The 25,822-nt window shown below is 61.5% G+C and carries 18 protein-coding genes and 1 pseudogene; 7 read left to right on the top strand and 12 right to left on the bottom strand.

Annotated features, from left to right (window positions below):
* The first annotated feature begins 151 nt into the window (after positions 1-151).
* The 3 genes from AB8B29_RS15790 to AB8B29_RS15780 are packed head-to-tail and all read left to right on the top strand — an operon-like array spanning position 152 to position 7,841.
* On the top strand, positions 152-1,621 hold the full coding sequence (locus AB8B29_RS15790) for an efflux RND transporter periplasmic adaptor subunit (RefSeq protein ID WP_439006608.1): 1,470 nt from the start codon (positions 152-154) through the stop codon (positions 1,619-1,621).
* Positions 1,618-4,737 carry an efflux RND transporter permease subunit gene (locus AB8B29_RS15785; protein WP_112442021.1) on the top strand — a complete coding sequence of 1,040 codons (3,120 nt, stop codon included), beginning with the start codon at positions 1,618-1,620 and terminating at the stop codon, positions 4,735-4,737. Before AB8B29_RS15790 ends, AB8B29_RS15785 begins: the two co-directional genes overlap by 4 nt.
* A complete protein-coding gene (locus AB8B29_RS15780) occupies positions 4,734-7,841 on the top strand; it encodes an efflux RND transporter permease subunit (RefSeq protein ID WP_112442019.1) in 3,108 nt (1,035 codons plus the stop codon). The genes AB8B29_RS15785 and AB8B29_RS15780 overlap by 4 nt, the downstream gene beginning before the upstream one ends.
* A gap of 21 nt (positions 7,842-7,862) precedes the next feature.
* Here AB8B29_RS15780 and AB8B29_RS15775 read toward each other — a convergent pair.
* The 4 genes and pseudogenes from AB8B29_RS15775 to AB8B29_RS15760 form a co-directional block, all read right to left on the bottom strand.
* Positions 7,863-8,248, bottom strand: a pseudogene (locus tag AB8B29_RS15775) (type II toxin-antitoxin system VapC family toxin).
* Positions 8,245-8,490, bottom strand: a complete 246-nt coding sequence (locus AB8B29_RS15770) for a FitA-like ribbon-helix-helix domain-containing protein (RefSeq protein WP_047553829.1) — start codon at positions 8,488-8,490, stop codon at positions 8,245-8,247. The pseudogene AB8B29_RS15775 and the gene AB8B29_RS15770 overlap by 4 nt, the downstream one beginning before the upstream one ends.
* A gap of 129 nt (positions 8,491-8,619) precedes the next feature.
* A complete protein-coding gene (locus tag AB8B29_RS15765) occupies positions 8,620-11,763 on the bottom strand; it encodes an efflux RND transporter permease subunit (RefSeq protein ID WP_047553827.1) in 3,144 nt (1,047 codons plus the stop codon).
* A gap of 9 nt (positions 11,764-11,772) precedes the next feature.
* Positions 11,773-12,999 (bottom strand): efflux RND transporter periplasmic adaptor subunit, encoded by a 1,227-nt coding sequence (locus AB8B29_RS15760; protein ID WP_037196195.1) that lies wholly within the window; start codon positions 12,997-12,999, stop codon positions 11,773-11,775.
* A gap of 174 nt (positions 13,000-13,173) precedes the next feature.
* Between AB8B29_RS15760 and AB8B29_RS15755 the strand changes: the two genes are divergently transcribed.
* On the top strand, positions 13,174-13,857 hold the full coding sequence (locus AB8B29_RS15755; protein ID WP_112442017.1) for a TetR/AcrR family transcriptional regulator: 684 nt from the start codon (positions 13,174-13,176) through the stop codon (positions 13,855-13,857).
* 169 nt (positions 13,858-14,026) lie between these two features.
* On the opposite strand, the gene AB8B29_RS15750 is transcribed toward AB8B29_RS15755, so the two are convergent.
* From AB8B29_RS15750 to AB8B29_RS15735, 4 genes are all read right to left on the bottom strand, one after another.
* Entirely contained in the window at positions 14,027-14,269 is a 243-nt protein-coding gene (locus tag AB8B29_RS15750) for a hypothetical protein (RefSeq protein WP_047553818.1), read from the bottom strand.
* Between the two features lie 230 nt (positions 14,270-14,499).
* On the bottom strand, positions 14,500-15,753 hold the full coding sequence (locus AB8B29_RS15745; RefSeq protein ID WP_047637938.1) for a YcaO-like family protein: 1,254 nt from the start codon (positions 15,751-15,753) through the stop codon (positions 14,500-14,502).
* A 185-nt stretch (positions 15,754-15,938) separates the two neighbouring features.
* Positions 15,939-16,397 carry a helix-turn-helix domain-containing protein gene (locus AB8B29_RS15740; protein WP_037196050.1) on the bottom strand — a complete coding sequence of 153 codons (459 nt, stop codon included), beginning with the start codon at positions 16,395-16,397 and terminating at the stop codon, positions 15,939-15,941.
* A gap of 319 nt (positions 16,398-16,716) precedes the next feature.
* Entirely contained in the window at positions 16,717-16,887 is a 171-nt protein-coding gene (locus AB8B29_RS15735; protein WP_439006607.1) for a hypothetical protein, read from the bottom strand.
* A 330-nt stretch (positions 16,888-17,217) separates the two neighbouring features.
* Here AB8B29_RS15735 and AB8B29_RS15730 point away from each other — a divergent pair, with 330 nt between their 5' ends.
* The 3 genes from AB8B29_RS15730 to AB8B29_RS15720 all read left to right on the top strand — a co-directional run bounded on the left by AB8B29_RS15730 (position 17,218) and on the right by AB8B29_RS15720 (position 20,037).
* A complete protein-coding gene (locus AB8B29_RS15730) occupies positions 17,218-18,231 on the top strand; it encodes an ABC transporter substrate-binding protein (protein ID WP_037196055.1) in 1,014 nt (337 codons plus the stop codon).
* A gap of 91 nt (positions 18,232-18,322) precedes the next feature.
* Positions 18,323-19,141 carry an ABC transporter ATP-binding protein gene (locus tag AB8B29_RS15725; protein ID WP_034509194.1) on the top strand — a complete coding sequence of 273 codons (819 nt, stop codon included), beginning with the start codon at positions 18,323-18,325 and terminating at the stop codon, positions 19,139-19,141.
* 14 nt (positions 19,142-19,155) lie between these two features.
* Entirely contained in the window at positions 19,156-20,037 is an 882-nt protein-coding gene (locus AB8B29_RS15720) for an ABC transporter permease (RefSeq protein WP_037196058.1), read from the top strand.
* Positions 20,038-20,211: 174 nt separating this feature from the next.
* Here AB8B29_RS15720 and AB8B29_RS15715 read toward each other — a convergent pair whose 3' ends face one another.
* The 4 genes from AB8B29_RS15715 to AB8B29_RS15700 all read right to left on the bottom strand — a co-directional run bounded on the left by AB8B29_RS15715 (position 20,212) and on the right by AB8B29_RS15700 (position 25,664).
* Entirely contained in the window at positions 20,212-21,627 is a 1,416-nt protein-coding gene (locus tag AB8B29_RS15715; RefSeq protein ID WP_047637738.1) for a sensor histidine kinase, read from the bottom strand.
* Entirely contained in the window at positions 21,617-22,285 is a 669-nt protein-coding gene (locus AB8B29_RS15710) for a response regulator (protein WP_047553810.1), read from the bottom strand. The genes AB8B29_RS15715 and AB8B29_RS15710 overlap by 11 nt, the downstream gene beginning before the upstream one ends.
* Positions 22,286-22,348: 63 nt before the next feature.
* Positions 22,349-24,139: an alpha/beta fold hydrolase gene (locus tag AB8B29_RS15705; protein WP_047637940.1), complete on the bottom strand. Its 1,791-nt coding sequence runs from the start codon at positions 24,137-24,139 to the stop codon at positions 22,349-22,351.
* Between the two features lie 10 nt (positions 24,140-24,149).
* Entirely contained in the window at positions 24,150-25,664 is a 1,515-nt protein-coding gene (locus AB8B29_RS15700; RefSeq protein ID WP_112442013.1) for an oligosaccharide flippase family protein, read from the bottom strand.
* Positions 25,665-25,822: the final 158 nt, after the last annotated feature.

The raw sequence follows: 25,822 nt of genomic DNA, 5'->3' as shown, positions 1-25,822 counted from the left end.
CAATGTTACAGTTTGTTACGCTAAGTCGCGCTAAAATGGACAAAATTTAATGGCCATACCAAATTCCTAAGTGGCGCGATGCAAGCTAGAGTCGCGCCCTGTGATGCTGGCGGGTCGTGAACCGTCGAAGGCTTTGAAGGAAGGTATGTTGATGGCTCGGACCTTTCGGGTCGTAATGTCGCTGGCGGTAATCGGTGCAGTGGCCTATGGCGCCTATGCCACTCGCGATCTCTGGCTTGGCAGCGCCGAGCGGCTGCTCGGCTATCAGAATGCGTCAGCACCTGCCCAGCAAGCTCAAGGTGAGCGTCGCAACGGCCAGGGCCAGGGGAGTGGCGGCAGCGGAAGACGGCGCGGCCTCTCGCAATTCAGCGGTCCTGTTCCGGTGCTTGTGGCCGACGCGAAGGCGGCCGATGTGCCTGTCTATATCGATGGCGTGGGTTCGGTGAAGGCCCTGAACACCGTGACGGTGCGCGCCCAGGTCAACGGAAAGATCGTGGAAATCGATTTCGACGAAGGCCAGGACATCAAGAAGGGCGACGTAATCGCCCGTATCGATGACGGCGTCTACAAGGCGCAGCGCGACCAGGCGGTCGCCAAGAAGGCGCAGGACGAAGCCCTGCTCGCCGGCGCCCAGCGTGACCTTGCGCGCTATCAGCTGATGGTGAAGAGCGCCTCGGGCACCCAGCAGCAGGTCGACACCCAGCTGTCGCTGGTGGCGCAATATACGGCGCAAATCCAGGTCGATGTGGCAGCCATAGAAAGCGCCCAGGCGACGCTCGACTATACGACGATCAAGGCGCCCATCGACGGGCGCACCGGCATCCGCAACGTCGATATCGGCAATCTGGTCAGCTCGTCCGACACGACCGGCATCGTGACGCTGTCGCAGATCCAGCCGATCTCCGTCCTCTTTTCCATTCCGCAGCAGCAGCTTGCACGCGTCAACGCGGCCAGCCTGGCCGGAACGCTCGCCGTCGAGGCGCTGGGGAACGACGGCCAGACGGTGGTCGACAATGGCTCGCTTGCGGTGGTCGACAACCAGGTCGACCCCACGACAGGCACGATAAGGCTGAAGGCCAATTTCCCGAACGACAAGCTGGCGCTTTGGCCGGGTGCTTTCGTCAATGCGCGTCTTCTGGTCGAGACGCTGAAGGGCGTGACGACCATTCCGAGCGCCGCCGTGCAGCGCGGGCCGAACGGCACCTTCGTCTATATCGTCGACCAGGATGAGACCGTTGCCATGAAGGCGGTGAAGGTGCGCCAGCAGGATGACACGCTGGCGGTCATCACCGACGGTGTGTCGCCCGGCGACAAGGTGGTGACGACCGGCTTCGCGCGGCTTCAGGATAAGTCGAAAGTCCAGATTTCAGCCAGTCCGGTTCAGGCAACGCCGAATGCGCCGGCAGCGAATGATCAGGGGCAGCCGGTCGCGGAGAACGATCCGCAAAGCGGCCAAACCAACAATGCCAATGATGGTGAGCGGCCGCATCGTCGGCACAACGGTGAGGGCGGCAATGGCAGCCATCGCGGCCAGCATGCCGCCGGCGCCGGCCAGGGTGCGGATGCCAGTGGCAGCGCTGCCCCCGCCACGTCGCCCACAACGCCGACACAGCAACAATGAACGTTTCGTCGCTCTTCATCTCCCGGCCTATCGCCACCTCGCTTCTCGGGGTCGCGGTTCTCCTGGGCGGCATTCTCGGTTTTCTCTTCCTGCCGGTCGCGCCGCTGCCGCAGGTGGATTTTCCGACGATACAGGTGACGACGCAGCTTCCCGGAGCCGATCCCGATACGATGGCCGCCCTGGTGACGGCGCCGCTCGAGCGACCGCTCGGACAGATCCCGTCGCTGGCGTCCATGACCTCGTCGAGCGCCTTCGGCATCAGCCAGATCACCCTGCAATTCGATCTCGGCCGCAATATCGATGGCGCCGCGCAGGATGTGCAGGCGGCGATCAATGCCGCCGGCTCGACGCTGCCGCGCACCTTGCCCTATCCACCGACCTATTCGAAGGTGAACCCGGCCGATACGCCGATCGTGACGCTGGCATTGCATTCCAACAGCTATTCGATCCGCGAACTCAGCGACTTCGCCGATACGATGATGGCGCAGCGGCTGAGCGAGGTTTCCGGTGTCGGCGACGTCAACATCCAGGGCGGCGTCAAGCCGGCCATCCGCATCCAGGTCGATCTGCCGCGTCTCGCCTCCTACGGCCTGGCTCTGGAGGACATACGCTCGGCGATCACCAATGCCAGCGTTGCCGGCGCCAAGGGTTCGCTTGACGGCACCCAGCAGAGCTTCACGCTTGCGGCCAACGACCAGATCGTCGATCCCAATGTCTATAAATCCGTCATCATTGCCTATCGCAACAGCGCACCGGTGCAATTGAAGGACGTGGCAACCGTCGTCGAAGGGCTGGAGAACAATCGTGTCGGCGCCTGGTATCAGGGACAGCCCGCCGTCATTCTCGATATCATGCGCCAGCCAGGCGCCAACGTCATCCAGACGGTCGAAAGCGTCCTGCAGCAGTTGCCGAAGCTGAAGCAGGCGCTGCCCGCCGGCATCTCGCTCGACATCGTCAACGATCGCACCGAGACGATCAGGGCTTCGATCCACGACGTGCAATGGACGCTGGTGATCAGCATCGGTCTGGTCATTCTCGTCGTCCTGCTTTTCCTGCGCACGGTGACGGCGACATTCATTGCAGGCGTCGCCCTGCCGCTGTCGTTGATCGCGACCTTCGGCGTCATGTGGTTTGCCGGCTTCAGCCTCGACAATCTCTCGCTGATGGCGCTGACCATCGGCACCGGTTTCGTCGTCGACGACGCCATCGTGATGATAGAGAATATCGCCCGCCACATCGAGGAGGGCGAAAACCCGATGCAGGCGGCGCTGAAGGGCGCCGGCGAGATCGGCTTCACCATCATTTCGCTCACCGTCTCGCTGGTTGCCGTCTTCATTCCCCTGTTGTTCATGACCGGGATCGTCGGGCGCATGTTCCGCGAGTTTGCGCTGACGCTCACCATTGCCGTGGTGGTGTCGGCAGTCGTGTCCCTGACCCTGACTCCGATGATGTGCGCCCGAATCCTGCGAAAGCCCAGGGAGCGCAAGGGCGGCATTCTGGCCGGAACCGACCGTTTCATGGAGCGACTTGTCGAGGGCTACAGACGCAGTCTCGTTTGGGCTGTGGACCGGAGTGCCCTGACGCTGTTGGCAACGGTGGTGACGCTGGCCGCGACCATCGCGCTTTATGTCGTCATTCCCAAGGGCTTCCTGCCGGCGCAGGATACGGGGCTGATCACGGCCGTCATAGAAGCGGAGCCGACGACCTCCTTCGAATCCATGACGACGATACAGGCGACCGTGGCCGACCGGCTGCGCAAGGATCCGGACGTGAAGGGCATCGTCTCCGTCATCGGTGCCAGCGCCAGCAATCTGACGCTGAACACAGGCAATCTCAGCCTCGTGCTGAAGCCGAGGAACCAGCGCGACGTTTCCGCCGATCAGATCATCGACCGGATGCGCGGTGAAGTCGACGGCCTGCCCGGCATCCATGTCACCTTCCAAAGCGTACGCGACATCTCGATCAGTACCCGGGCAAGCCGCGCACCCTATCAATACACGCTGACCGGGACGGATACGGCCACGGTGGTCGACTGGGCCGCAAAGCTCACTCAGCAGCTGCAGGAGAGCCCGAAGCTCATCGACGTCACGTCCGAGGTCGAAATGGGCGGCGGCCGCATCTTCGTCGATGTCGATCGCGAAACCGCCTCGCGGCTCGGCGTGTCGATGCAGGCCGTCAGCGATACTTTGAATGACGCGTTCGGCCAGCGCCAGATCGCCACGATCTACGGCCAGGCGAACCAGTATCGCGTCATTCTCGAGGCCGCGCCGCAATACCAGTCGGATCCGAAGTCGCTCAACAAGCTCTACGTTGCGGGCGCCAGCGACACGCAGGTTCCCCTCAATGCGTTCACCACAGCGACATTCACGACGGCGCCCCTGGTCATCAGCCATGACGAGCAGTTTCCGGCCGTGACGATCAGTTTCGATCTCGCCAAGGGCGCTTCGCTGAGCGAGGCAGTTGCCGAGGTCAAGGCGGCCGAGCAGGACATCGGCATGCCTGATAACATCCAGCGCAAATATTCGGGTGATGCGGAAGAATTTGCCTCCTCGCTCGCGGGCGAACCCTGGCTGATCCTCGCGGCCGTCGTGACCATCTACATCGTGCTCGGCCTGCTCTACGAAAGCGCCGTGCATCCCGTTACCATTCTTTCGACGCTGCCTTCGGCCGGCGTCGGCGCGCTGCTCGCACTGATGCTGTTCGGGCAGGACCTGTCGATCATCGCCTTGATCGGCATCGTGCTCTTGATGGGTATCGTGAAGAAGAATGCGATCATGATGATCGACTTCGCGCTGGAGGCGGAGCGCAAGGAAGGCCTTCCGCCGCGCGAAGCCATTCTCAAGGCCTCTATCCTGCGTTTCCGCCCGATCATGATGACGACACTGGCGGCACTCTTCGGTGCGCTGCCATTGGCCCTGGCGCAGGGCACGGGTGCCGAACTGCGCATCCCGCTCGGTATCACCATCATCGGCGGCCTCGTGCTTTCCCAGCTTCTGACGCTCTATACGACGCCGGTGATCTATCTGGCTTTCGAGAGCCTGCGCGCCCGCATCGTCGGCCGCACCAGCGGAACGCCGAGTCCAGAGATGAACGAACTGGCGGGTGGTGAGACATGAACCTCTCCGAGCCGTTCATCAAACGCCCTGTCGGGACGACGCTTCTGGCGATCGGGTTGATGATCCTCGGCATCGTCGCCTATCGGTTCCTGCCGGTGGCAAGCCTGCCGACCGTCGATCTGCCGACGATCGTCGTCTCCGCCGGCCGGCCGGGCGCCGATCCCGCCAGCATGGCGGCAAGCGTCGCGGCGCCGCTCGAGCGCCATCTCGGCACCATTGCAGGCGTCACGCAGCTGACCTCGGTCAGCTCCCTCGGCTCGAGCACCATCATCGCGCAATTCGATCTCTCGCGCAGTGTCGATGGCGCGGCGCAGGATGTGCAGGCGGCGTTGAATGCGGCGGCAATCGACCTGCCGGGCGATCTTCCGACATTGCCTTCCTTCCGCAAGATCAACCCGGCCGCGGCTCCTGTCCTCATCCTGGCGCTGACATCAGACAATGTCGCGCCGAGCGCCATATATGATGCGGCCGATACGGTGGTCGTGCAGCGTATCTCGCAGGTGGATGGCGTCGGCGGTGTGACGGTCAGCGGCGCCGATCAGCCGGCGGTGCGCATCAGGCTGGATCCCGACCGTCTCTCGGCCATGGGCCTATCGCTCGATGCCGTCCGTACGGCGATCGTCAACGCCAACGTGCTCGGTCCCTTCGGCTCCATCGACGGCGCCAACGGCGCCTTCTCTCTTGCCGTGAACAGTCAGCTGCGGACGCCGGAAGCCTATGGAAGGCTTGTCGTGCGGAGCGGCGACGGCACGGCCGTCCGCCTCTCGGATATCGCCACCGTCGAGCCGGGCGTGCGCAACAGCCGCTCCGATGCCTGGTACGACGGCAAGCCGGCCGTGCTGCTCAACATCACCAAGCAGGCGGATGCGAACGTCATTGCCACCGTCGATGGCGTCAAGGAGCTGATCCCCGAGCTGCAGAGACTCATCCCCGCCGGCGTCAAGATAGCAGTCCTTTCCGACCGCACCACGACGATCCATGCCAGCGTCAACGATATGCAGTGGACCCTGCTCGCCACCATCTGCCTGGTCATGGCCGTGGTCTTCGTCTTCCTGCGGCGCGCGACGCCGACCCTTGCAGCCGGCGTCACCGTGCCGCTCTCATTGGCCGGAACCTTTGCCGCGATGTGGCTGTTCGGACTGTCCATAGACAATCTTTCTCTCATGGCGCTCGCCGTCTCGGTCGGCTTCGTCGTCGACGATGCCATCGTCATGATCGAGAACATCTATGCCAATCTGGAAAGCGGCATGAAGCCGATGCGGGCGGCGCTCGAGGGGGCGAGGCAGATCGGCTTCACGGTGGTTTCCATCAGCCTGTCACTGCTCGCCGCCTTCATACCGCTGTTCTTCATGGGCGGCATCGTCGGCCGCTTCTTCCAGACCTTTTCGCTGACGCTCGGATTCACCATCGTTGTCTCAACGCTGGTGTCGCTGACGCTGACGCCGATGATCTGCGGCCATCGCCTTCGTCAGCACGACATCGATGCGCGGCCAGGTCCGTTCGGCCGCGTTATCGAAGGCACGCTGGGCGCGATCATCGGATTTTATGGCCGTACATTGAAAGCGGTGCTGCATCACCGCGTGCTGTCCGTGCTTGTTATCATCGCCTGCGTCGTCATGTCGGGCTATCTCTACGTCAAGGTTCCGAAGGGTTTCATTCCGCAGGACGATACGGGCTTCATCCAGGGTGGGACGGAGGCTGCGACCGATATCTCCTATCCGGCCATGGTCAAATTGCAGCGGCAGGCGGCTGATATCGTCGCCCAGGACCCTGCAGTCTCGGGTCTTGGTTCTTCCCTGGGCGGCGGCGGCTTTTCCAGCTCCATCAATCGCGGGCAGCTCCTCATTTCACTCAAGCCGGAATCGGAGCGGGCACCGACGGCCGACGTCATCGACCGGCTTCGCAAGCAACTCACGGCCGTTCCAGGGCTCAGCACCTTCCTGTTTTCGCCTGGTGACATCCGCGCCGGGGCGCGCCAATCGCAGTCGCAGTATCAGTTCACGCTCTGGGGCGCGAATTATGACGAGCTGGTGTATTGGGCGCCGAAGGTGCTGGAACGCATGCAAGCTCTTCCGGGGCTGACCGATGTCGCGACCGACAGGCAGCCCAACGGCCTGCAGGCGACCGTCAATATCGACCGGAGCCTCGCTTCACAACTCGGGGTCAACATCCAGTCCATCGATGCCGCGCTGAACAATGCCTTCGCTCAGCGGCAGATCTCGACGATCTATACGCAGCGCAACCAGTATCGTGTGGTGCTGGAGGCCAATCCGAACTACGCCCTCGATCCGCACGATATCTCCAAGCTCTATGTGCCGGCCTCCGGTGGCACGCAGGTCCCCCTCAGCGCCGTCGCATCGGTCGACCGGACGCTTGCGCCGCTGGTGGTCAATCATCAGGGCCAATATCCGTCCGTCACCATTTCCTACAATCTGGCGCTCAACACGCCGCTGCAGGTGGCGAACGACGCCATCCAGAAAGCGGTGCTCGACATGCACCTGCCCGACACGCTGCACGCGGATTTCGCCGGCGATGCGGCAAGCGTCACGCAGTCGTCCAGCAGCCAGCCGCTCCTGCTTCTGGCGGCGCTTCTGACGGTCTACATCGTTCTCGGCATTCTCTATGAAAGCCTGGCGCATCCGCTGACGATCATCTCGACGCTACCATCCGCCGGCCTGGGCGCCCTGCTGGCGCTGGTCATCAGTGGCACCGAATTGACGATCATCGCCTTCATCGGCATCATCCTCTTGATCGGCATCGTCAAGAAAAACGGGATCATGATGGTGGACTTCGCCCTACAGGGAGAGCGTGTGCTCGGCCTGTCCCCGGAGGAGGCGATCTATCAAGCCTGCCTCAAACGCTTCCGTCCGATCCTGATGACGACGCTGGCCGCATTGATGGGCGCCATTCCGCTGATCATCGCGACCGGCCCAGGTTCGGAGCTTCGCCGTCCGCTCGGTATCACCATCGTCGGCGGACTGGTCGTGTCGCAGGTATTGACGCTCTACACCACCCCGATCATCTATCTGATGCTTGCCAAGCTGCATGCACGATGGTCGCCGAAGCAAGAGCCGGCACCGCCGATGTCTTCGCTATCAACTTGAGTTGGCGGCATATGGATCGGATCAGTCCCGATAGTTCCACGGATTGACGATCGCTATTCCGGTGTCCAGGAAATCCGGCACGTTGCGTGTTGCAAGCGTCGCTCCTCGCGACGCCGCAATTGCGGCGATCTGAGCATCGAACTGGTTGATTGGCCTGCCCGCCCGCCGCGGCGATGTTGCAAGGAGGGAATAAGCTCCCGCAGCTTCGCCATCGAAGGGGAGAACTCTTCTGGCGAAATCCTCTTCGAATATCGGGAGAATGGCAGCTTCCAATTCGCTTCGGCGTCGGCCCTCGGGCAAGAGCCGGAGGCCGTAAGAGGAGGTTGGGCGGCGAGCCATGCTTCAACCATTGGCGATGGTGATCGCGCCCGTCGTTCCGAAATGACATTGGTGTCGAGAATGATCATGGATCGAGATCGACCGGGCGGATTGGTTCACGTGGGGCAATATCCAGCACAACCCCACCGCTTGCAGCCATGCGACGACGAATTGTCTCGGCCAAATTGGGCTTACGCTTTTCTTCGGTCGATAAGGCCGCCCGCAGAATGTCTCGCGCCTCATCCTCCATCGATCGCCCGTGTGCGGCGGCGCGAATGCGCAGCCGGGTCTTTAGATGATCATCGATATTGCGGATCGTCATACTGGCAATACAAATATTCTGTCATCAATGATTGCATATTAATCATTGATGACAGATTGGGCAAATCAAGCCGAAGCAGCCGATCCGTGATCGAGGTCTCGACCGCCCGCTCCTTTTTTCGAGAGCGAGTGAGAGGCCTTAATGCGCCACGTCAGGGTTGGCGGCCTCCGGCGCTGCCGTCGATCGAACATTGCCCTTGAAGATGCGGCGGACCGAAACGAACAGCAACGGGATGAAGAAGACGCCGAGCACGGTCGCCGAGATCATGCCGCCCATGACGCCGATGCCGATCGAGTTCTGGCTGCCCGATCCCGCGCCATTGGCAATCGCCAGCGGCATGACGCCGAGAATGAAGGCGAGCGAGGTCATCAGAATCGGCCGCAGGCGCTGGCGAGCGGCCTCCAGCGTCGCCTCGATCAGCCCCTTGCCGTGGTTTTGCTGCTCAATGGCGAATTCGACGATCAGAATGGCGTTCTTGGCGGCCAGACCTATCGTCGTCAACAGGCCGACCTTGAAGTAGACGTCGTTCGACTGGCCGAAGATGGTGGCGGCCAGCAGCGCGCCGAAGATGCCGATCGGAACCGACAGCATGACGGCGAGCGGGATCGACCAGCTTTCGTAGAGGGCCGCCAGCGCCAGGAAGACGACCAGGATGGAGATTGCATAGAGCTGGGTCGCCTGGTTGCCGGAGAGCTTTTCCTGGGCCGACAGGCTGGTCCACTCATGACTGAAGCCGGGGGGCAGGGTCGCCATGATCTTGTCGATCTCGTTCATGGCATCGCCCGACGAGACGCCCGGTGCTGCCGCGCCCTGGATTTCAACGGCCGACGAGCCGTTATAGCGCTCCAGCCGCGGCGAACCATAGGTCCAGTCGCCGCTGGCGAAGGCCGAGAATGGCACCATATCGCCGCCGGAGTTGCGCACGTACCAGCGGCCGAAATCCTCGGGCTGCATGCGGAAATTCTTGTCGGCCTGTACGTAGACGGGCTTGACGCGGCCGCGATCGATGAAGTCGTTGACATAGGTGCCGCCCCAGGCCGTCGACAGCGTCGAGTCGATATCGGACAGGGTGATATTGAGCGCGCTCGCCTTTTCCTGATCGATGTTCACGGAATATTGCGGCGTATCTTCCTGGCCGTTCGGGCGAGTGCCGAAGAGCTTCGCACTTTTGCCGGCTGCGCCCAGCAACTGGTTGCGGGCCTGGATGAGCGCGGCATGGCCGGCGCCGTTGACGTCCTTGATGAAGAAGTCGAAGCCGCTCGAACTGCCGAAGCCCGGAATCGCGGGCGGTGCGAGCGCAAAGACGCTGCCGTCCTTGATCTTCGAGAAAGCACCCATGGCGCGACCGGCGATCGCCTGCGCCTTCGATTGCGGCGTCGAGCGCTTGTCGAAGTCCTTCAATCTCACGAAGACGATACCGACGTTCTGTCCCTGACCGCTGAAACCGAAGCCCGCCACGGCGAATGCGCCGTCGACATAGTCCTTCTCGGTGTTGAGATAATAGTCCCTCACCTGATTGAGCACAGCCCAGGTGCGGGAATCCGTGGCGCCGGGGGGAAGCTGAATGGCGGTCAGCAGAATCCCTTGATCCTCCTCCGGCAGGAATGAGCTGGGAAGACGATTGAACAGATAGGCGACGGCGCCGCCGATCAACGCGAACACCAGCAGGAAGACGATGGAGTAGCGGATCATGCCGTTGATGCTGCGCTGATAACCTCGTGTTCCCCGCTCGAAGTTGCGGTTGAACCAGCCGAAAACACCGCGCTCCTTCGAGCCGTGTGCGGGCTTCTTCAGAATGGTGGCGCAGAGGGCCGGCGTCAGGATCAGCGCGACGATGACCGAGAGCACCATCGCCGAGACGATCGTCACCGAGAACTGGCGGTAGATGATGCCGACCGAGCCGGAGAAGAAGGCCATCGGGATGAACACGGCCGATAGGACCGTGGCGATGCCGATCAGCGCGCCGGTGATTTCCTGCATCGACTTGATCGTCGCCTCACGCGGCGACAGTCCCTCTTCCTCCATCACGCGCTCGACGTTCTCGACGACGACGATGGCGTCGTCCACCAACAGACCGATGGCGAGCACCATGCCGAACATAGTGAGCGTATTGATCGAATATCCGAACAGCGACAGCACGCCGAAGGTGCCGAGCAGGACGACCGGGACGGCGAGCGTCGGGATCAATGTAGCGCGGATGTTCTGGAGGAAGACGAACATGACGATGAAGACGAGCACGATGGCTTCGAACAGCGTCTTGACCACGTCTTCGATCGACAGCTTGACGAACGGCGTCGTGTCATAGGGGTAGACGATCTCGACATTCGGCGGCAGGGTCTGGCTCAGATTGTTAATAGTCGATCTGACCGCCTCCGCCGTGCTGATGGCGTTGGCGCCGGAAGCGAGCATCACGGCAAGACCTGCCGCGGGATGGCCGTTATAGGTGCTCGACGTGGTATAGGACGACGCGCCGAGCTCGACGGTGGCGACATCGTTCAAACGCACCAGCGAACCATTGGACTGGCTCTTCAGGATGATATTTTCGAACTGCTCCGGCGTCTGCAAACGGCTCTTGGCCGTAACAGTCGCGTTGAGCTGCTGACCCTTGCGTTGCGGCAGCGCACCGAGCTGGCCGGCGGAAACCTGCGAGTTCTGAGCCTCGATCGCGCTGGTGACATCGCTGACCATCAGCTGATATTTGGCGAGCTTGTCCGGATTGACCCAGATGCGCATGGCGTAGCCGGCACCGAAGATCTGGGTGTTGCCGACGCCGTCGATGCGCTTCAGCGTATCGTTGAGCGTGCTGGAAACATAGTCCGCCAGGTCGTTGGAGTTCAGCTTGTTGTCTGACGAGACGAAGCCGACGACCATGAGGAAGTTCGACGTCGATTTTGAAACGGTTATGCCGGTCGATTGCACGGTCTGCGGCAGCTGTGCGGTAACGAGCTGCAGCTTGTTCTGCACCTGCATCTGCGCGACGTCCGGATTGGCCTTGTTGGTGAAGGTCACCGAGATCGAGGCCTGGCCCGTCGAGGTCGAGGTCGACGTCATGTAATCGAGATTGTCGATACCTGTCATGCCCTGCTCGATGACCTTGGTCACCGAGTTTTCGACGGTTGCGGCATCGGCGCCGGGATAGGTGGCGCTGATGCTCACCGTGGTGGGCGCGATTTGCGGATATTGCGAGATCGACAGTGTGAGGATCGACAACGCGCCCGCAAGCATGATGACAATGGCGATAACCCAGGCGAAGATCGGCCGGTCAATGAAAAAACGAGACATCGTCTAATCTCACTTCTGAGCGCCGGAGGCGGCCTTGATATCGGTTTTTTCCAATTCGGCCTGCTGCTGTGCCGGCTTGGCGTCGGCTGCTGCCTGCTTCACCTCGCCGGTCGCATCATCGATGGTCACGGGAGAGACGTTGACTTCCTGGCCGTCGCGGACACGCTGGCTGCCTTCGACGATCACGCGGTCGCCGTCCTTCATGCCCTCATTGACAAGCCAGCTGTTGCCGATGCTGCGCTGTACCTTCAATACGCGCTGCTGCACCTTGCCGTCGGCGGTCACGAACATGGCCGTAGGCTCGCCCTTGGTGTTGCGGAAAACGGCGCGCTGGGGCACGAGGAAGCTGTTTTCGGCAATGCCCTCCTGAATGGTGGCGCGCACATACATGCCGGGCAGCAGAATGCGGTCCGGATTGGGGAAGACGGCGCGCACGGTGATCGTTCCGACGGTTTCGGCCACCGAGGCTTCAGCAAACTCGAGCTTGCCGGCTTCCTTATATTGGCTGCCGTCTTCGAGCGTCAGATGCACCGAGACGTTGTCGCCGCTGGTCTTCAATCTGCCTTCCGCGACGGCGCGACGGAATTCAAGCAGGTTCGTGCTCGACTGCGTGACGTCGACATTGATCGGATCGAGTTGGCGGATGGTGGTCAGTGCGGTCGTCTGGTCCGCGGTGACGAGAGCGCCAACGGTGACTGCGGAAGCATCGACACGGCCGCCGATCGGCGCGCGCATCTTGGTGTAGTCGAGATTGATGCGCGCTGTTTCCAGGGCCGCTTTGGCGGATGCCACGTCGGCATTCGCCTGAGCCAAAGTGGACACAGCATCGTCCAGATTTTGCTTGCTGACCGCGTCCTGTGCCGTGAGGCTCTTATAACGATCCACCTTCGACTGAGCGCTCGGCAAGGCCCCTTCCGCCTTCTGCAAGGAAGCGACCGCGCTGTCATAGGATGCCTGGTAGGAGGCCGGGTCGATCTCGTAGAGCACGTCGCCCGCCTTCACCTCGCTGCCTTCCTTGAAGTTACGGCTGCGAATGATGCCGCCGACCTGCGGTCGCACTTCGGCGACGAGATAGGCGCTGGTGCGGCCGGGCAGCTCGGCGGTGATTGCCACCGATTGCGGATGCAGCGCCATGGCGCTGACTTCGATCTTGACGGCCGGCATACCGCTTTGAGCACTCTTCTGCTCATTGCAGCCGACAAGCAGCATCGTGGCAGCGACCCCCGCAACGATCATCGCGCTTCGGGTGGCCAGAAGGCGGCTGGATATCGCAGGATATGTGGATTCGGAGGTGAAAGAGGCAAGCTTTCGCACGTTGCTATTTCCTGTTGCCTTATTTACAGTACGATGTCGTACGGAAAATATTTGTATTGCTCCAAATGTCAATCTCATTCGGCTGTTGAGGTCAAGATGGAAGTGCGGACGAAGGAACGGGGAGGCAACGCGGATCAGGCTGCGATACGCCGCCCGCGCGGTCGTCCGAAAACCGTGAACGACGATACGCGGCGCGCGGAGATCGTCGGCGAGGCTCGCTCGACATTCTACGAGCTGGGATATGGCGGAACGACGATGGATCTGGTTGCCGCCCGATGCAGGATCTCCAAGCAGACCCTTTATCGATTGTTTCCGCGCAAGACCGATCTCTTCATGGCGATCATCGCCGACCATCGTGCCTCGATGCTGGCCTTGCCGCGTGACGCGGATGAGAATCTGCCGCTCGGCGAGACGCTTGAACAGATCTTCATGATCAATATCGACGAGACCAAGGAGCGCGAACGCGAGGCCTTCATTCATCTCGCCATCAGTGAATCGCAGCAATTTCCGGAGGTTGCAACACTGATGCACACATACGGCGCAAAGCAATCGCAGCAGATGCTTGCCGATTGGCTTAGCCAGCAGCAGCAGCGCGGTCTTATCGAGATTGCCGATGTTGCAAGCGGCGCGCGCATGCTGATGAGCATGATCTTCGGCGCCATGATCTCAAAGCCGGGCCATCCGAATGACTGGCCCGATCGGGAAACGCGCTTGCGACACCTGCGTCAATGTATCGCGATCTTCGTGGCAGGTGTGCAGCCGCGCACGAGCGGTGTTTAGCTGGAGCATTTCCAGGAAAAGTGCGAAGCGGTTTTCCGTCTGGAATGCGTAAAGAAACAAAACGCTCCAGGTTGGTCTTGCTCTCTGCTCCTCAACAAAAATGCCGGCATGGCTTGCTAACCATACCGACATTTTCTCGGGTCCCCCGCCGAAACCCGCACCGGTGCGCTCAATGCGCAACGGCCATGTTTGCCCTGTCCGTGCCCTCTTCGAACAAAGGCATCTGCAATCCGTTTGCATACATTTCCTGCAACACGGCTCCGAGCGCCAGATCCAGGCACCAGACCGGGAATTCCGCGTTGAGATTTTTGGCACTTTGCCGCGCATAAGTGATGAGTCGTGCGATCGACGCCAGTTCCTTAAGTGAATCCGGATCCTGGTTTGTCATTTCGATCGAAAGTACTGCAGTCATTTCACACCCTCTATTGCCCCCTGTTCGCGGTGGTGAATTGCATCTTGCCGAGAACATGAGCAGACCTTAACTTATGTTCCTGGGGTTGGCGCGTGACATGCAGCGTGACACGAGGCGTGATTGTGCAATAATCCTACCTATGCAATTTCAGGACGTTAGAATGAAGAAATGCGCCGGTCAGCGGCCGGAAATATCAGGTCTCCAAGCTCGATTTCCGGGCATATGCATCGTCACAGCAGATGCAGGGATTTCGAAAGCGCCCTGTGGCCGTATCGGCGCTTGCGGTTGCCCGGTGGGTTTTCGAGCTCTGGTATCACGATCTTTGCAACCGAGAAGGGCAAGGAGGTGTGCGCCAGAGGAAGCGCTATTGCAGAGGCGATGCCTGCGTGGCGCATGTGATCGATCGTCAGCTCCAACAAGGCTTCGGCGCCTTTCGGCAAGGGGGCATCGAGCCTTGATGCGGGTTTTGGGGCAGCGTCGAAGCAGCTTCGGATGCTATCAGGCAGTTCCCGGGTAAAAGTTTCCGGCTCTATATCGTCGCGGCCGCCGCTGATGAAGGTGAGCCGCGACTGCGCGGCTTCCGTCACCGCGCGGATCACTGCCCGGAGCGGCGATGGATGTGCGCCGCTGCCGACCGTGACATCGAGATAGCGCACGCGTCTCGCCGCGGCGATGTCGCTGGGACCGAGCAGAGCGGTGACGGCGGGGATGCCGATATCGCTGGTGATGTCAAAGAGGCGCAATGTCAGCCCGGCGGAATCGATCCTGGCCGTCAACTCGTTCAGCACCGGATCGTGGAAGGAGGCAGGGTCGATGCAGGCGTCCATGCGCTGCTTCAATGTGGAGATGTCCCAAAGTACCACGGCGTCGCGCTCGATGCGCTCCAGCACGCCGTGCAGGATGGCCTCGGCGAAGGTGTTGCCGGAAGCCAGCCCGTCGGATGATTGCCAGAAACGTGCAACTCGGATGGTGCGATCGAGTGCTACGGCTTCGACGGGGATCCAGACGGCCTCTCCACTAATGAGATCGTGACCCTCGGCCCAGGCGATGTCCTCGTCATCGGCGATATCGGCCTGGCCGCCGGCAATGAGCTGCGGCAGAGTATCGGTGCGGCGTCCGTCGGCCATCAGCCGCTCGCAACTGGTGTTTACGGTTTCCAGGGCGGGCGTACTGGCCGTGGCCCGTTCCAGTGCCTCCATCGCGGCCGAGACTTTGGCATCGAGATCGGTGACGCCCTTGCCGTTGTGGACGACGATCGAGCGGGCGTTCGGGCTGATTGCCTGCCAAACGGGAATGCCGAGCCTGTCGAGCCCCGTCAGGCGCGCGAGACGGGTGACGCCGTGGGCCAGGAGACACGGCTCGATCCGCCGAAAGGTTTCCCCGGCTGAGCAGGCGCGATCCGAATAAGGAGATGCGGCGAGCGCGGATGCCTTCCGGCCCGAATGTCCGGCAAGAAATTCGGCTGGGGAAGGATCCACGGTCATCATTGCCGCCGAAGGGTTAGATCATTGACCGGCCGGGTATCACAGCCTCCCAATTGCCCATGCCACGCGCCGGCTTTCGAGGGGAAACAGCGTCAGCACACAGCGCAACTGCGACTGTCGAGGCGACCACCAGCGCTTCCGTTGGGTTCGCGCCTCGACCATGTTCGATGCGGCAAGGCTAAAGGTCAGTTGCGAAGGCCTATCGATGCGTCGGCCGCTTGCGGCACATGGCCCGCGAGCGGTTCGGAGGCGTTTGACAATGACTTGATCAGTGTCAGCACGGACTGACGTATGCCGGGATCGTTGATCTTCATAAACGCCTTGTTAAGGCTCAGACCTTCCTTGGAGGTCAGAAACTCCGACAGATCCTCCAGGCCGTTGATCGCGCCCAGACCATCCGTGTTGAGCGGCTGCGTATTGTCTTGCTGGAAGAAGAAGGCGACCGGTACGGCCAGAACGTTGGCTATCGCCTGCAGCCGGCTGGCGCCGATGCGGTTGGTGCCCTTTTCATATTTCTGCACCTGTTGAAAGGTGACGCCGATCTGTTCAGCAAGCCGCTCCTGGCTCATGCCGAGCATCAGTCGACGTGTGCGAACACGGGAGCCGACATAGGCGTCGATCGGATTCGGTACTTTTGCACTCACTGCGCAATCTCCTTTTCAAACAGGGGACCAGGCGGATGCCACCTTAGCTGTGACACTATAGGGGCAGGGAACCTTCGTCCAATCTGCCCGTACAATGTGTGTTAAATATGGGTAAAATTCAACCAAAAGTCTTTTTTGTAAAGTTTTTGTGGCAGTGAAGGCCAAATAAACGCAGAAAGACGCGGCGCGTCAATGCGGATTGAAGACGGAAGAAGATCTGCAATTATGGACTGGGCATTGCGGGTTGTCCCTGGTCGGCACGAAGGTGCGGGCCGCACAACCACTTATGCCGCATTGCGCGTCATCGGAGACATACCGGTCAAATGCGGCCGTCACTCGAGGGATAACGCAATATGACGGCGCGTTCGCCGGCAATGAGCTGCTGCACGGATGCGCAGCTTCGGCTCAGCGACTCGTAGCGAGAGATGGCCCAGGCCGGCCCGGCGGTTGCGATCGTCGTTAGAATCAGCGCTGCGGCTACGCTTCTCATCCGTCATCCCCCAATGAACATACGATGTTCTAGATATGTCGCTATAGTAGAAATGCCAGGATCGGAAGATGCTTCCCCGTTGCAAGGGGCGATCGCAACGGTATCTTGACGATGGCGGCAACCGCCATTGTCCCTGTGCCGTTTTTTCAAGCGCGCGCCAAAAGCCCTTTCAGCTCATTGAAATAAAAAAAATTGTAATGTCGCCTTTTGAGCTTGCGCACTGAAAGCTGACTGAAAGGTTGCACGCGCTAGGTTCGTCGAGCTTCGTGGAGGAAGCAGATGTTCTGCGGCGTCGGGCGACGCAAGCACCAAAACAGGAGGAGACATTTGATGCGTTCATCGCGCGCCTTTTTTCATACCGTAGCCCTTTCCCTCGTCATGACTGCTGCTTCACTTGCAGCCACGGCGGCACAGGCCGCCGACAAGATTTCCATCATGGTGGGCGGCTACGAGAAGCAGATCTATCTACCGGCCAAGCTTGCCGAAGGGCTCGGCTATTTCAAGGATGAAGGCCTCGAGGTCGAGCTTCTCAACGAATCGGCCGGCGTCGATGCCGAAAACCAGCTGCTGGCCGGTGCTGTCCAGGGTGTCGTCGGCTTCTACGATCATTGTGTCGACCTGCAGGCCAAGGGCAAGTTCATCAAGTCGGTTGTGCAGTTCAGCCAGGCGCCCGGCGAAGTCGAGCTGGTCTCGGCCAAGCATCCGGAAATCAAGTCCTTCGCGGATATGAAGGGCAAGAGCGTCGGCGTTACCGGCCTCGGTTCTTCCACCAATTTCCTGACGCTCTACATGGCATCCAAGGCCGGCCTTTCGCCTGCCGACGTGACCCCGGTTCCGGTGGGTGCCGGCCAGACCTTCATCGCCGCCATGCAGCAGGACGCCATCCAGGCCGGCATGACCACCGAGCCGACGATCTCGCGTCTGCTGAAGACGGGCGAGGCCAAGGTTCTCGTCGATCTGCGTACGCTCAAGGGCACCGAGGAAGCGCTCGGCGGCACCTATCCGGCCGCATCCCTCTACATGGATGCCGCATGGGTCGATGCCCATAAGGAAGAAGTGCAGAAGCTCGCCAACGCCTTCGTCAAGACGCTGCGCTTCATCCACACCCATTCCGCCGCAGAGATTGCCGACAAGATGCCGAAGGATTTCTACGTCGGCGACAAGGATGGCTACATCAAGGCCCTGGACGCCGGCAAGGAAATGTTCACGCCGGATGGCGTAATGCCGGAAGATGGCCCGAAGACCGTTCTCGCCGTGCTCTCGGCGTTCTCCAAGAACGTCAAGGGCAAGACGATCGACCTGTCGAAGACCTACACGACGGAATTCGTCAAGAACGTCAAGTAAGCAGTCACAATGCCGCTTCCGGCTGGTGTTGGAAGCGGCAGTTCACCGGGCTTTGCGTGCACGCCCTAAGGCACGCGTGAGGATCAGCACCATGCAACAGGATGGACGCCGGACATCGGCGATCGAGCTCATCAATGTCAGCCGCCGTTTCGTTTCACCGACCGGCAAATCGCTGACGGCACTTCGCGATTTCAACATGACCGTCGAACGCGGCGAATTCGTCGCCGTCGTCGGCCCGACGGGCTGCGGCAAGTCGACGACGCTCAACCTCGTCACCGGCCTTGCCAGGCCCAGTGCCGGCGAAGTCCGCCTGATGGGCGGCCCGGTCAACGGCATCGACCCGCGTGTCGGCTTCGTCTTCCAGACGGATGCGCTCTTCCCCTGGAAGAACGTTATCGACAATGTCATGTCCGGCCCGCTGTTCCGAGGCAAGTCTAAAGCAGAGGCCGAGAAGAGCGCCAAGGACTGGCTTGCCCGCGTCGGCCTCACGAAATTCCTGCATCACTATCCGCATCAGCTCTCGGGCGGCATGCGCAAGCGCGTCTCGCTGGCGCAGACCTTCATAAACGAGCCGGAAATCCTGCTGATGGACGAGCCGTTCTCGGCTCTAGACGTGCAGACCCGCACGGTCATGCATGAAGAACTGCTGAAGCTCTGGGCTGAACGGCAGGCTTCCGTGGTGTTCGTGACGCACGATCTCGAAGAGGCTGTTGCACTGGCTGACAAGGTCTATGTGCTGACGGCGGGACCTGCGACGGTGAAGTCTGTCTACAAGATCGACCTGCCGCGTCCGCGCGTCGTCTCGGAGATCCGCTACGAGCAGAACTTCATCGATTATTGCAAGACGATCTGGGATGACCTTCGCGAAGAGGTCGAAACCAGCTATCGCCGTGCCGCCCAAGCGGCATAAGGGGAGGATTGATCATGGCAAACACAGCCCTTGAGACAGGCAATGCGCCGATCTTCCGCGCCGGTACCTCGGATGCGGAAATCGAAGCAGCAGCGATGAAGGCAATGTCACGCCGCAAATATGTCGTGCTGTTCTGGCAGGTCGCGATCCTCGTGGCGATCCTTGGCGTCTGGCAGCTTGCTTCGGATTTGCACTGGATCGATCCGTTCTTCTATTCCAGCCCGACCGCCATCGGCTACAGGCTCTATGATTGGGTCACGGAAGGCACCGAAAACGGTTCGCTCTGGTATCATCTCGGCGTCACCATGGAAGAAGCGTTGATCGGCTTCGTCATCGGTTCGATCACCGGCGTTCTCGTCGGTGTCGCTCTTGGCCGCAACAGGCTGGCCTCCGATATCCTGTCGATCTACATCAAGGCGATCAATTCGATCCCGCGCGTCGTGCTGGCGCCGATCTTCGTGATGATCATGGGTCTCGGCCTGCCTTCCAAGGTGGCGCTCGCCTTCATCATGGTGTTCTTCGTGGTATTCGCCAATGCCTTTCAGGGCGTGCGCGAGGCCGACCGCAACATGATCGCCAATGCCCGCATCCTCGGCGCCTCGAACTGGCAGGTCACCCGCAACGTCATCCTGCCGTCGGCGATGAGCTGGATCTTCGCAAGTCTGCACGTCTCCTTCTCGTTTGCCATCATCGGCGCGATCGTCGGCGAATTCGTCGGCTCGCTGGCCGGTGTCGGCTACCTGATCTCGATCGCCAAGGGCACCTATGACGCTGCCGGCCTCTATGCCGCGATCATCCTGGTGATGCTGGTGACGCTCGGCGCCGAATATGTGATGACCCTGGTGGAAAACCGCATCACCCGCTGGCGTCCGCAACAGCATATGGACGCGCAATAAGCCGCGACTTTTCTGGCGCCTCCCAAGGCCGAGGCCGGGCATCTTGCCCGGCCCTTTTTGTTGCGCTGGCGTGAGAGACCCCCTCGCCCCGCTTGCGGGAGAGGGGACTATCCCGCAACTATCGCATTCCAGAACCAGGGATCGCGACGTAAATTCCCGACTTAACTTCGCAGTTCAAACCGCCGGCAGCCGCACGCTGACCAACAGCCCGCCGCCGGCCGCTTCGCCAAGCGCGACCGAGCCGTCGGCGCCGTCGACGACCTCGCGGACGATGGCTAGTCCAAGGCCGCTGCCTTCGGGTTCGGTGCCCATGATGCGATAGAAGCGCTCGAACACCTGGGCACGCTCGGCTTCCGGAATGCCCGGACCGTTATCCTCGACCCATAGGAGGGCCGTATCGCCTTCCCGTCCGATGCCCACCGTCACACGCCCGCCTGGCTGCGTGTACCGCAAGGCATTGTCGACGAGGTTGACCAGCATCTCGCGCAGCATGGTGCCGTCTCCCTCGATGCGCACCGGCATTTCGCCGGCTTCCAGCCCGAGGTCGATATTGTGCCGCAAGGCCTCTTCGGCAAGATTTTCCAGCACCCGCCGGGCGGTATCCGCAAGGTCTATCGTGTCGTCCCGTGGCCGGCGGCTGCCGGGTTCCGCACGCGCGAGGGTGAGAAGCTGGCTTGCAAGCCGGGTGACCTGCCGCGTGCTCGAACGCAGCGCCTGCAAAGCCTCGTCGCGCCTGGCGCTATCCGTCTCGCGTGCGGCAACGCTTGCCTGCGTCGAAATCAGGGCGAGCGGCGTGCGCAACTGATGGGCGGCATTCGAGACGAAGCGGCGCTGCGCCGCCATCTGGTTCTGCACGCGCTCCATGTGATCGTTGAGGGCGTGAACGAGCGGCCGCAGCTCGTTCTGCACCATATCGGGCTCCAAAGGATCCAGGCGCTGACGCCCGCGCTCGCGCACGGCGTCGCGAAGTCTCAGCACCGGCGTGAGGCCGCGCTGCAGGCCGATGATGGTCACCAGGCCGGCGACCAGGACGAGCACGAGCTGCTTGGTGAAGTCCGACAGCCACAGCCTCCGGCGCATGGCATATTGGCTGTTGTGGGTGACGGCGACGGTGACGGAAACCGGGCCGTCCTGGTTGAGGCCGACGACGGGATGGCTCAGCATCAGGGCCCGCATCCCGTCGGCCCGAAAGGTCGTGTCCTCGCCGACCTGCTCCCGTTTCGGGTGGGGCAGGTCGGGATAGCCGGCGATGAGGTTTCCCCACGCGGTCACCACCTGGTAGAAGACACGGTCGCCATAGCCGGTATCGAACATTTCAAGCGCCGCCGGCGGAATATCGATCTGCACGGTGCCGCTGCCATCGACATGCACGGCTTCGGCGATGACGCGGGCCGAGGCGAGCAGCGTGCGATCGGTGACGAGATCGGCCGTGGCGTCGGCCGAGCGGAAGCTGAGATAAAGGTTGATGCAGATCGCCCCGATCAGCGTCAGGACCACCCAGGCAAACAATTGTGCCCGCAGGCTGTTCGTCAGCGCGCTTACGGTGCGGCCCAGGCGTCCTTTCGGCGAGGGAGCGTCCTTATTGTGCATGGCGGAGGAGATAGCCCAGGCCGCGCAGCGTCGCGATCTGCACGGTGCTGCCCTCGAGTTTCTTGCGGACGCGATGCACGTAGATTTCGATGGCGCTGGTATCGGCGAGATCGTCGAAGCCGAAGACGCTTTCCGACAGCGTGGTCTTGGTCACGGTCGTGCCGGCCTTCATGACCAGGTGTTCGAGCACGGCATGTTCGCGCGGCGTCAGCGCCAGGGCCTCGCCGGCGAGATAAAACTGCCGCGTTCCGCCATCGAACAAAAGGTCGCCGACGGCGATCTCCGGCGCAGCGTGATCGTGGCCACGGCGGACGGCGGCGCGGATGCGGGCTTCCAGTTCGGCAATCTCGAAAGGCTTGGCGAGATAATCGTCGGCACCGCTATCGAGGCCGGCAATCCGGCCGTCGAGGCTGGCATTGGCCGTGAGGATGATGACCGGCACCTTGTTGCCGCTCTGGCGCACGTGCTTCAACAGGGTCAACCCGTCCATTTTCGGCAGCGACAGATCCAGGATGACAGCGGCATAGGCTGCGACCCTCAGCATGTGCTCGGCGTCCTCGCCGTCGTAGGCGATGTCGACGGCATATTGCGCCTGACGCAGCGCCTTGCCGAGCCAGGACGCCAGTTCGCGGTTGTCTTCGACGATCAGCAGCCTCATGCTGCAACTATACAACAAGTGCCGGATATGGCGAGTATTTCCGGCTGACGTTACGGTCAGATTTCATCGCCTGCCGAGCCTCAATCCCATCTCCCTGACCTCTCGCAGATACACCTTGCGCGCATAGGGCGGGGTGAGATTGTGGTCTGCCTCGGGGATGATGGTGAGGCGGATGTCCGGAAAATGCTTCAGGCCGGCGGCGTTTTCGCCGAACTGCTCGTGGAGGTGATCGAGGCCGATATCATGGGCGCTGTAGATCAGGGAGATGTCGACCCGGCGCTTGGCGAGCGCGTGGAAACCGCTGATGACGGGTTCGCGCGCACCGGCTAAGAAGGGAAAGAGACTGAACAACGGACGGCACAATCGCACCGCGCGTCTGGCGAGCACGATCGCCATGTTGCGTATCGCGCTTCCAGCATCGATCTGGCCGCCATAGAGCCGCTTCAGCGTTTCCAGCTGCAGGAATTTCCGCCCGTAGGTTTCGAGCGACCGTGGCGCGAATCGTAGGGCTTCGTCGACCGATCGGGTCTCGTCCCAGAAGAAATTGTAAGGGTTGGCGGTGATCAGGCCGTTGCACCTGATGTCGCGCAAGGCTGCTTGGAAGGCGAGATAGCCGCCGCTGCAACGGCCGACGACAAACGCCGGCAGCAGGTTTCGCGCTTCCAGCAGGTCGAGCGCGTCGGCGACATCCCGTTGCTGGTCGCGCGAATACAGCACCTGCTCCGGAGCATCGGGAAGCGGTGGGCTGTCGCCGACATTGGCCGTGTCGAAGCGCAGGGAAGCGATGCCGTCGTGGGCAAGCGCGCGTGCCATGGCAACCGACATCCGGCCCCAGCCGGCATGGCGGTCGTAGGCGGTGGTCAGGAGCAGTGCCGTTGCACCGGTGCGAACGCCCATGGGTTCGCAGAGCACACCGTAAATGCGTTCGCCGGCGCCGAAACGCACCGGCGTCTCGCGAAAGCCGTCACCGACGAGCGGTTCGGCATCGGGCCTCATAAGATTGATAGAAACCGCCGCTGTGGGCTTTACGACAATCGACTTCACCCACTCGAGGATCCTGTGGCCCGCAACGGTCGGCATGACGGCGACGGTGGGGTTCGACACCAGGTCGTCGTAACCCTCGTAGGGAGCCTGCTCGACATGCGGGGCGAGCGTCTCCAGGTGGCGGTAAAAGTCCGCGTCTCCGGGCCGGCCGGGCCGGGTCAGCACGAGGCCGTTCGGCGCGCCGAGCCCCGAGAGTGTCATCAGATTGAGCTTCTTGACGGCATCAGCGATGCTGTCCGGCATGCGCAGGCTGGCAACGGTGACACCTTCGGTCTGACGCTGCGCCTCCGCAAGTCCCATGCCCTCGTCGATCATCTTCGACCAGACGGTCAATTCACGCAGATAGGCACGGCCGGAAACGACCGGCGCGAGAAAGGCGATGCCGTCTACATCGGACAGACGCTCGGCGAGCGTGGCGGCTATGCTGCCGCCGAGGCCCTGGCTGATGAGAATCAACCTCTCGAAGCCGGAGAGCGACTTCAACGTGGAGACGGCGGCGAGCGCGGTTTCTTCCCACAACACCAGGCCCCGGCCATCATCGGCGACGTCAAGCGCATCACCGGTGCCGGCATAGTCGAAACGCAGACTGGATACGCCGATATCGGCAAGATCCTCCGCCAGGATGCGCCAGAACTTGCGGACGCACATTTCCTCGAAGCCCCAAGGGCTGAGGAACAGCACGGCAGTTGCGCTTGGAGATACAGCAGCCGGCGTGAACAGGCCAACGGTACCCGCGAAGGTCACCGGCACGGCTGCCGCCTTCATGCGCTTCGATTTATGGTGTTGTTCGGCGGCTCCCCAACCAGCCATGACGGTCTCCTTATATTCGGCGGGGCGCCAGTAACGCCAGAGCTTGAACGGCAATCGGATTGATGCGGGCGGGCAATCGCGCCGCGATTTTCTGCAGGACGTCGACGTCCTCCGTGGGCACGGCTTTCAGCAGCCTGAGCGCGATGCCATAGGCCAGAGCGCCGGCGATGACGGCGCCCGCCAGGCCCGCGACGCCGGATAGGGCTTGAACGAAGCCATAGGCGGCGGCGGCACAAAGAATGGCGGCAGCCGTCACCTTGGCGAAGTTGACGAGCATGCCCCGCGTCGAGCCCTCGAATTCCATGCGACGGACCATCAGGAGGCACATGACAGTGAAGACCAGCAGGCGAACCAGCGCGGCGCCTTCGCCGCCGTAGAACGGCACCGCGATCAGGCAGCCGACCACCATGACGACGCTGGCGATCCCGCCGATGATAGTGCGTTCGCGCGCACGATCGAGGGAATAGAGATATTGCGTGCAGATCTGCATGACGACATAGGGCACCGCGGTCAGCGACAGCAGCGCCACCATGCCGCCGCTCGGAGCGAACGGCGTGCCGAAGATCGTCACCACCAGCTCAGGCGCGATGGCCGCAAGGCCGAAGCTCATCGGCAGGGTGATGTAGGCTATGCTGCGCGCCACGCCCGCGAAGACGTGAACCGGCAGCTTGTCGGATGCCCGCGCATGCATCTGTTCGGAATAATAGGGCAGCAGGCTGCCGCTCAGTTGCACCGGCAGCTGCAGCGCCAGATTGGCGAGCGACAGGCCGACGGCATAAAAGCCGACCGCTTCGATGCCCCAATAATGCTGCAGGAAAAGCAGCTCGATGCGGTTGAGGAAGATCGAGCTGTTGATGAGTTCGATCGAGAGGACAAGGGATGAACTGATGAGAGAGGCAAGGCCGACACCGCAGTTGTTTTTCCGCGCTATGGCGATCCTGAGGGTTGCGATGAACATCGGCAACTGGCCGATGGCATAGCCGGCAAGCGCGCCGCTGACGCCGAAGAAGATGGCGCCGCCGAGCACGGCGGCGAGCTGCAGCACCGAACTTGTCACGGTGATGCGCAGGAACGTGCCGAGCTGTTGCTCGCCGATCAGGTAGTTCTTGCTATAGGCGCCGAATGACTGGAGAACGAAAAACACGCCGGTGATGGCGATGACGGCGGACGCGTCGCCGGCCCAATGCAACCGCCCCGTATCCCAGTAGTAGGCAACATAGCCGGCGAGCAGGATCAAGGTTGCGAGGATGGTCGGCTGCAGGAGATAGGCGGCAAAGCCCAGTCGTTCCTCGGCCGAATAGCCCCGTCCCTTCAATTGCGGCAGGATGCGCAGCAGCGTGACGCCGGCGCCGAGTTCGGCGATAAGCGCTCCCGTCGTCGTCAGCCACAGCGAAAAGGCGATGATGCCGTTGGCTTCCGGGCCCAGCAGGCGTGCTGCAATGATAGAACAGGCAAAGCCGGTCGCGAGCAGGGTCAATCCCGCCGCCGCGTTCAAAACCGAATTTGCCATGATGCTCTTCGTCATGAAGACAGACCGTTCCTCAATTCGCCTAAACCAACGCACATATCGGCTCTTCGTGGAGATAACGTCTGCTCTATTTCATATGCCTTAATATTTAGCGTTTAATGCTGCTGTAAGTTGATTTTTTACTTCGGCTAATATTCATTCCTTCTGATGTTGGC

The organism is Rhizobium sp. 11_C7_N12_5, assembly GCF_051811145.1.
GTDB lineage: Bacteria > Pseudomonadota > Alphaproteobacteria > Rhizobiales > Rhizobiaceae > Rhizobium > Rhizobium lusitanum.
Note: the sequence above shows the minus strand (reverse complement) of the source record. Positions and strands in the feature narration are given on the sequence as shown.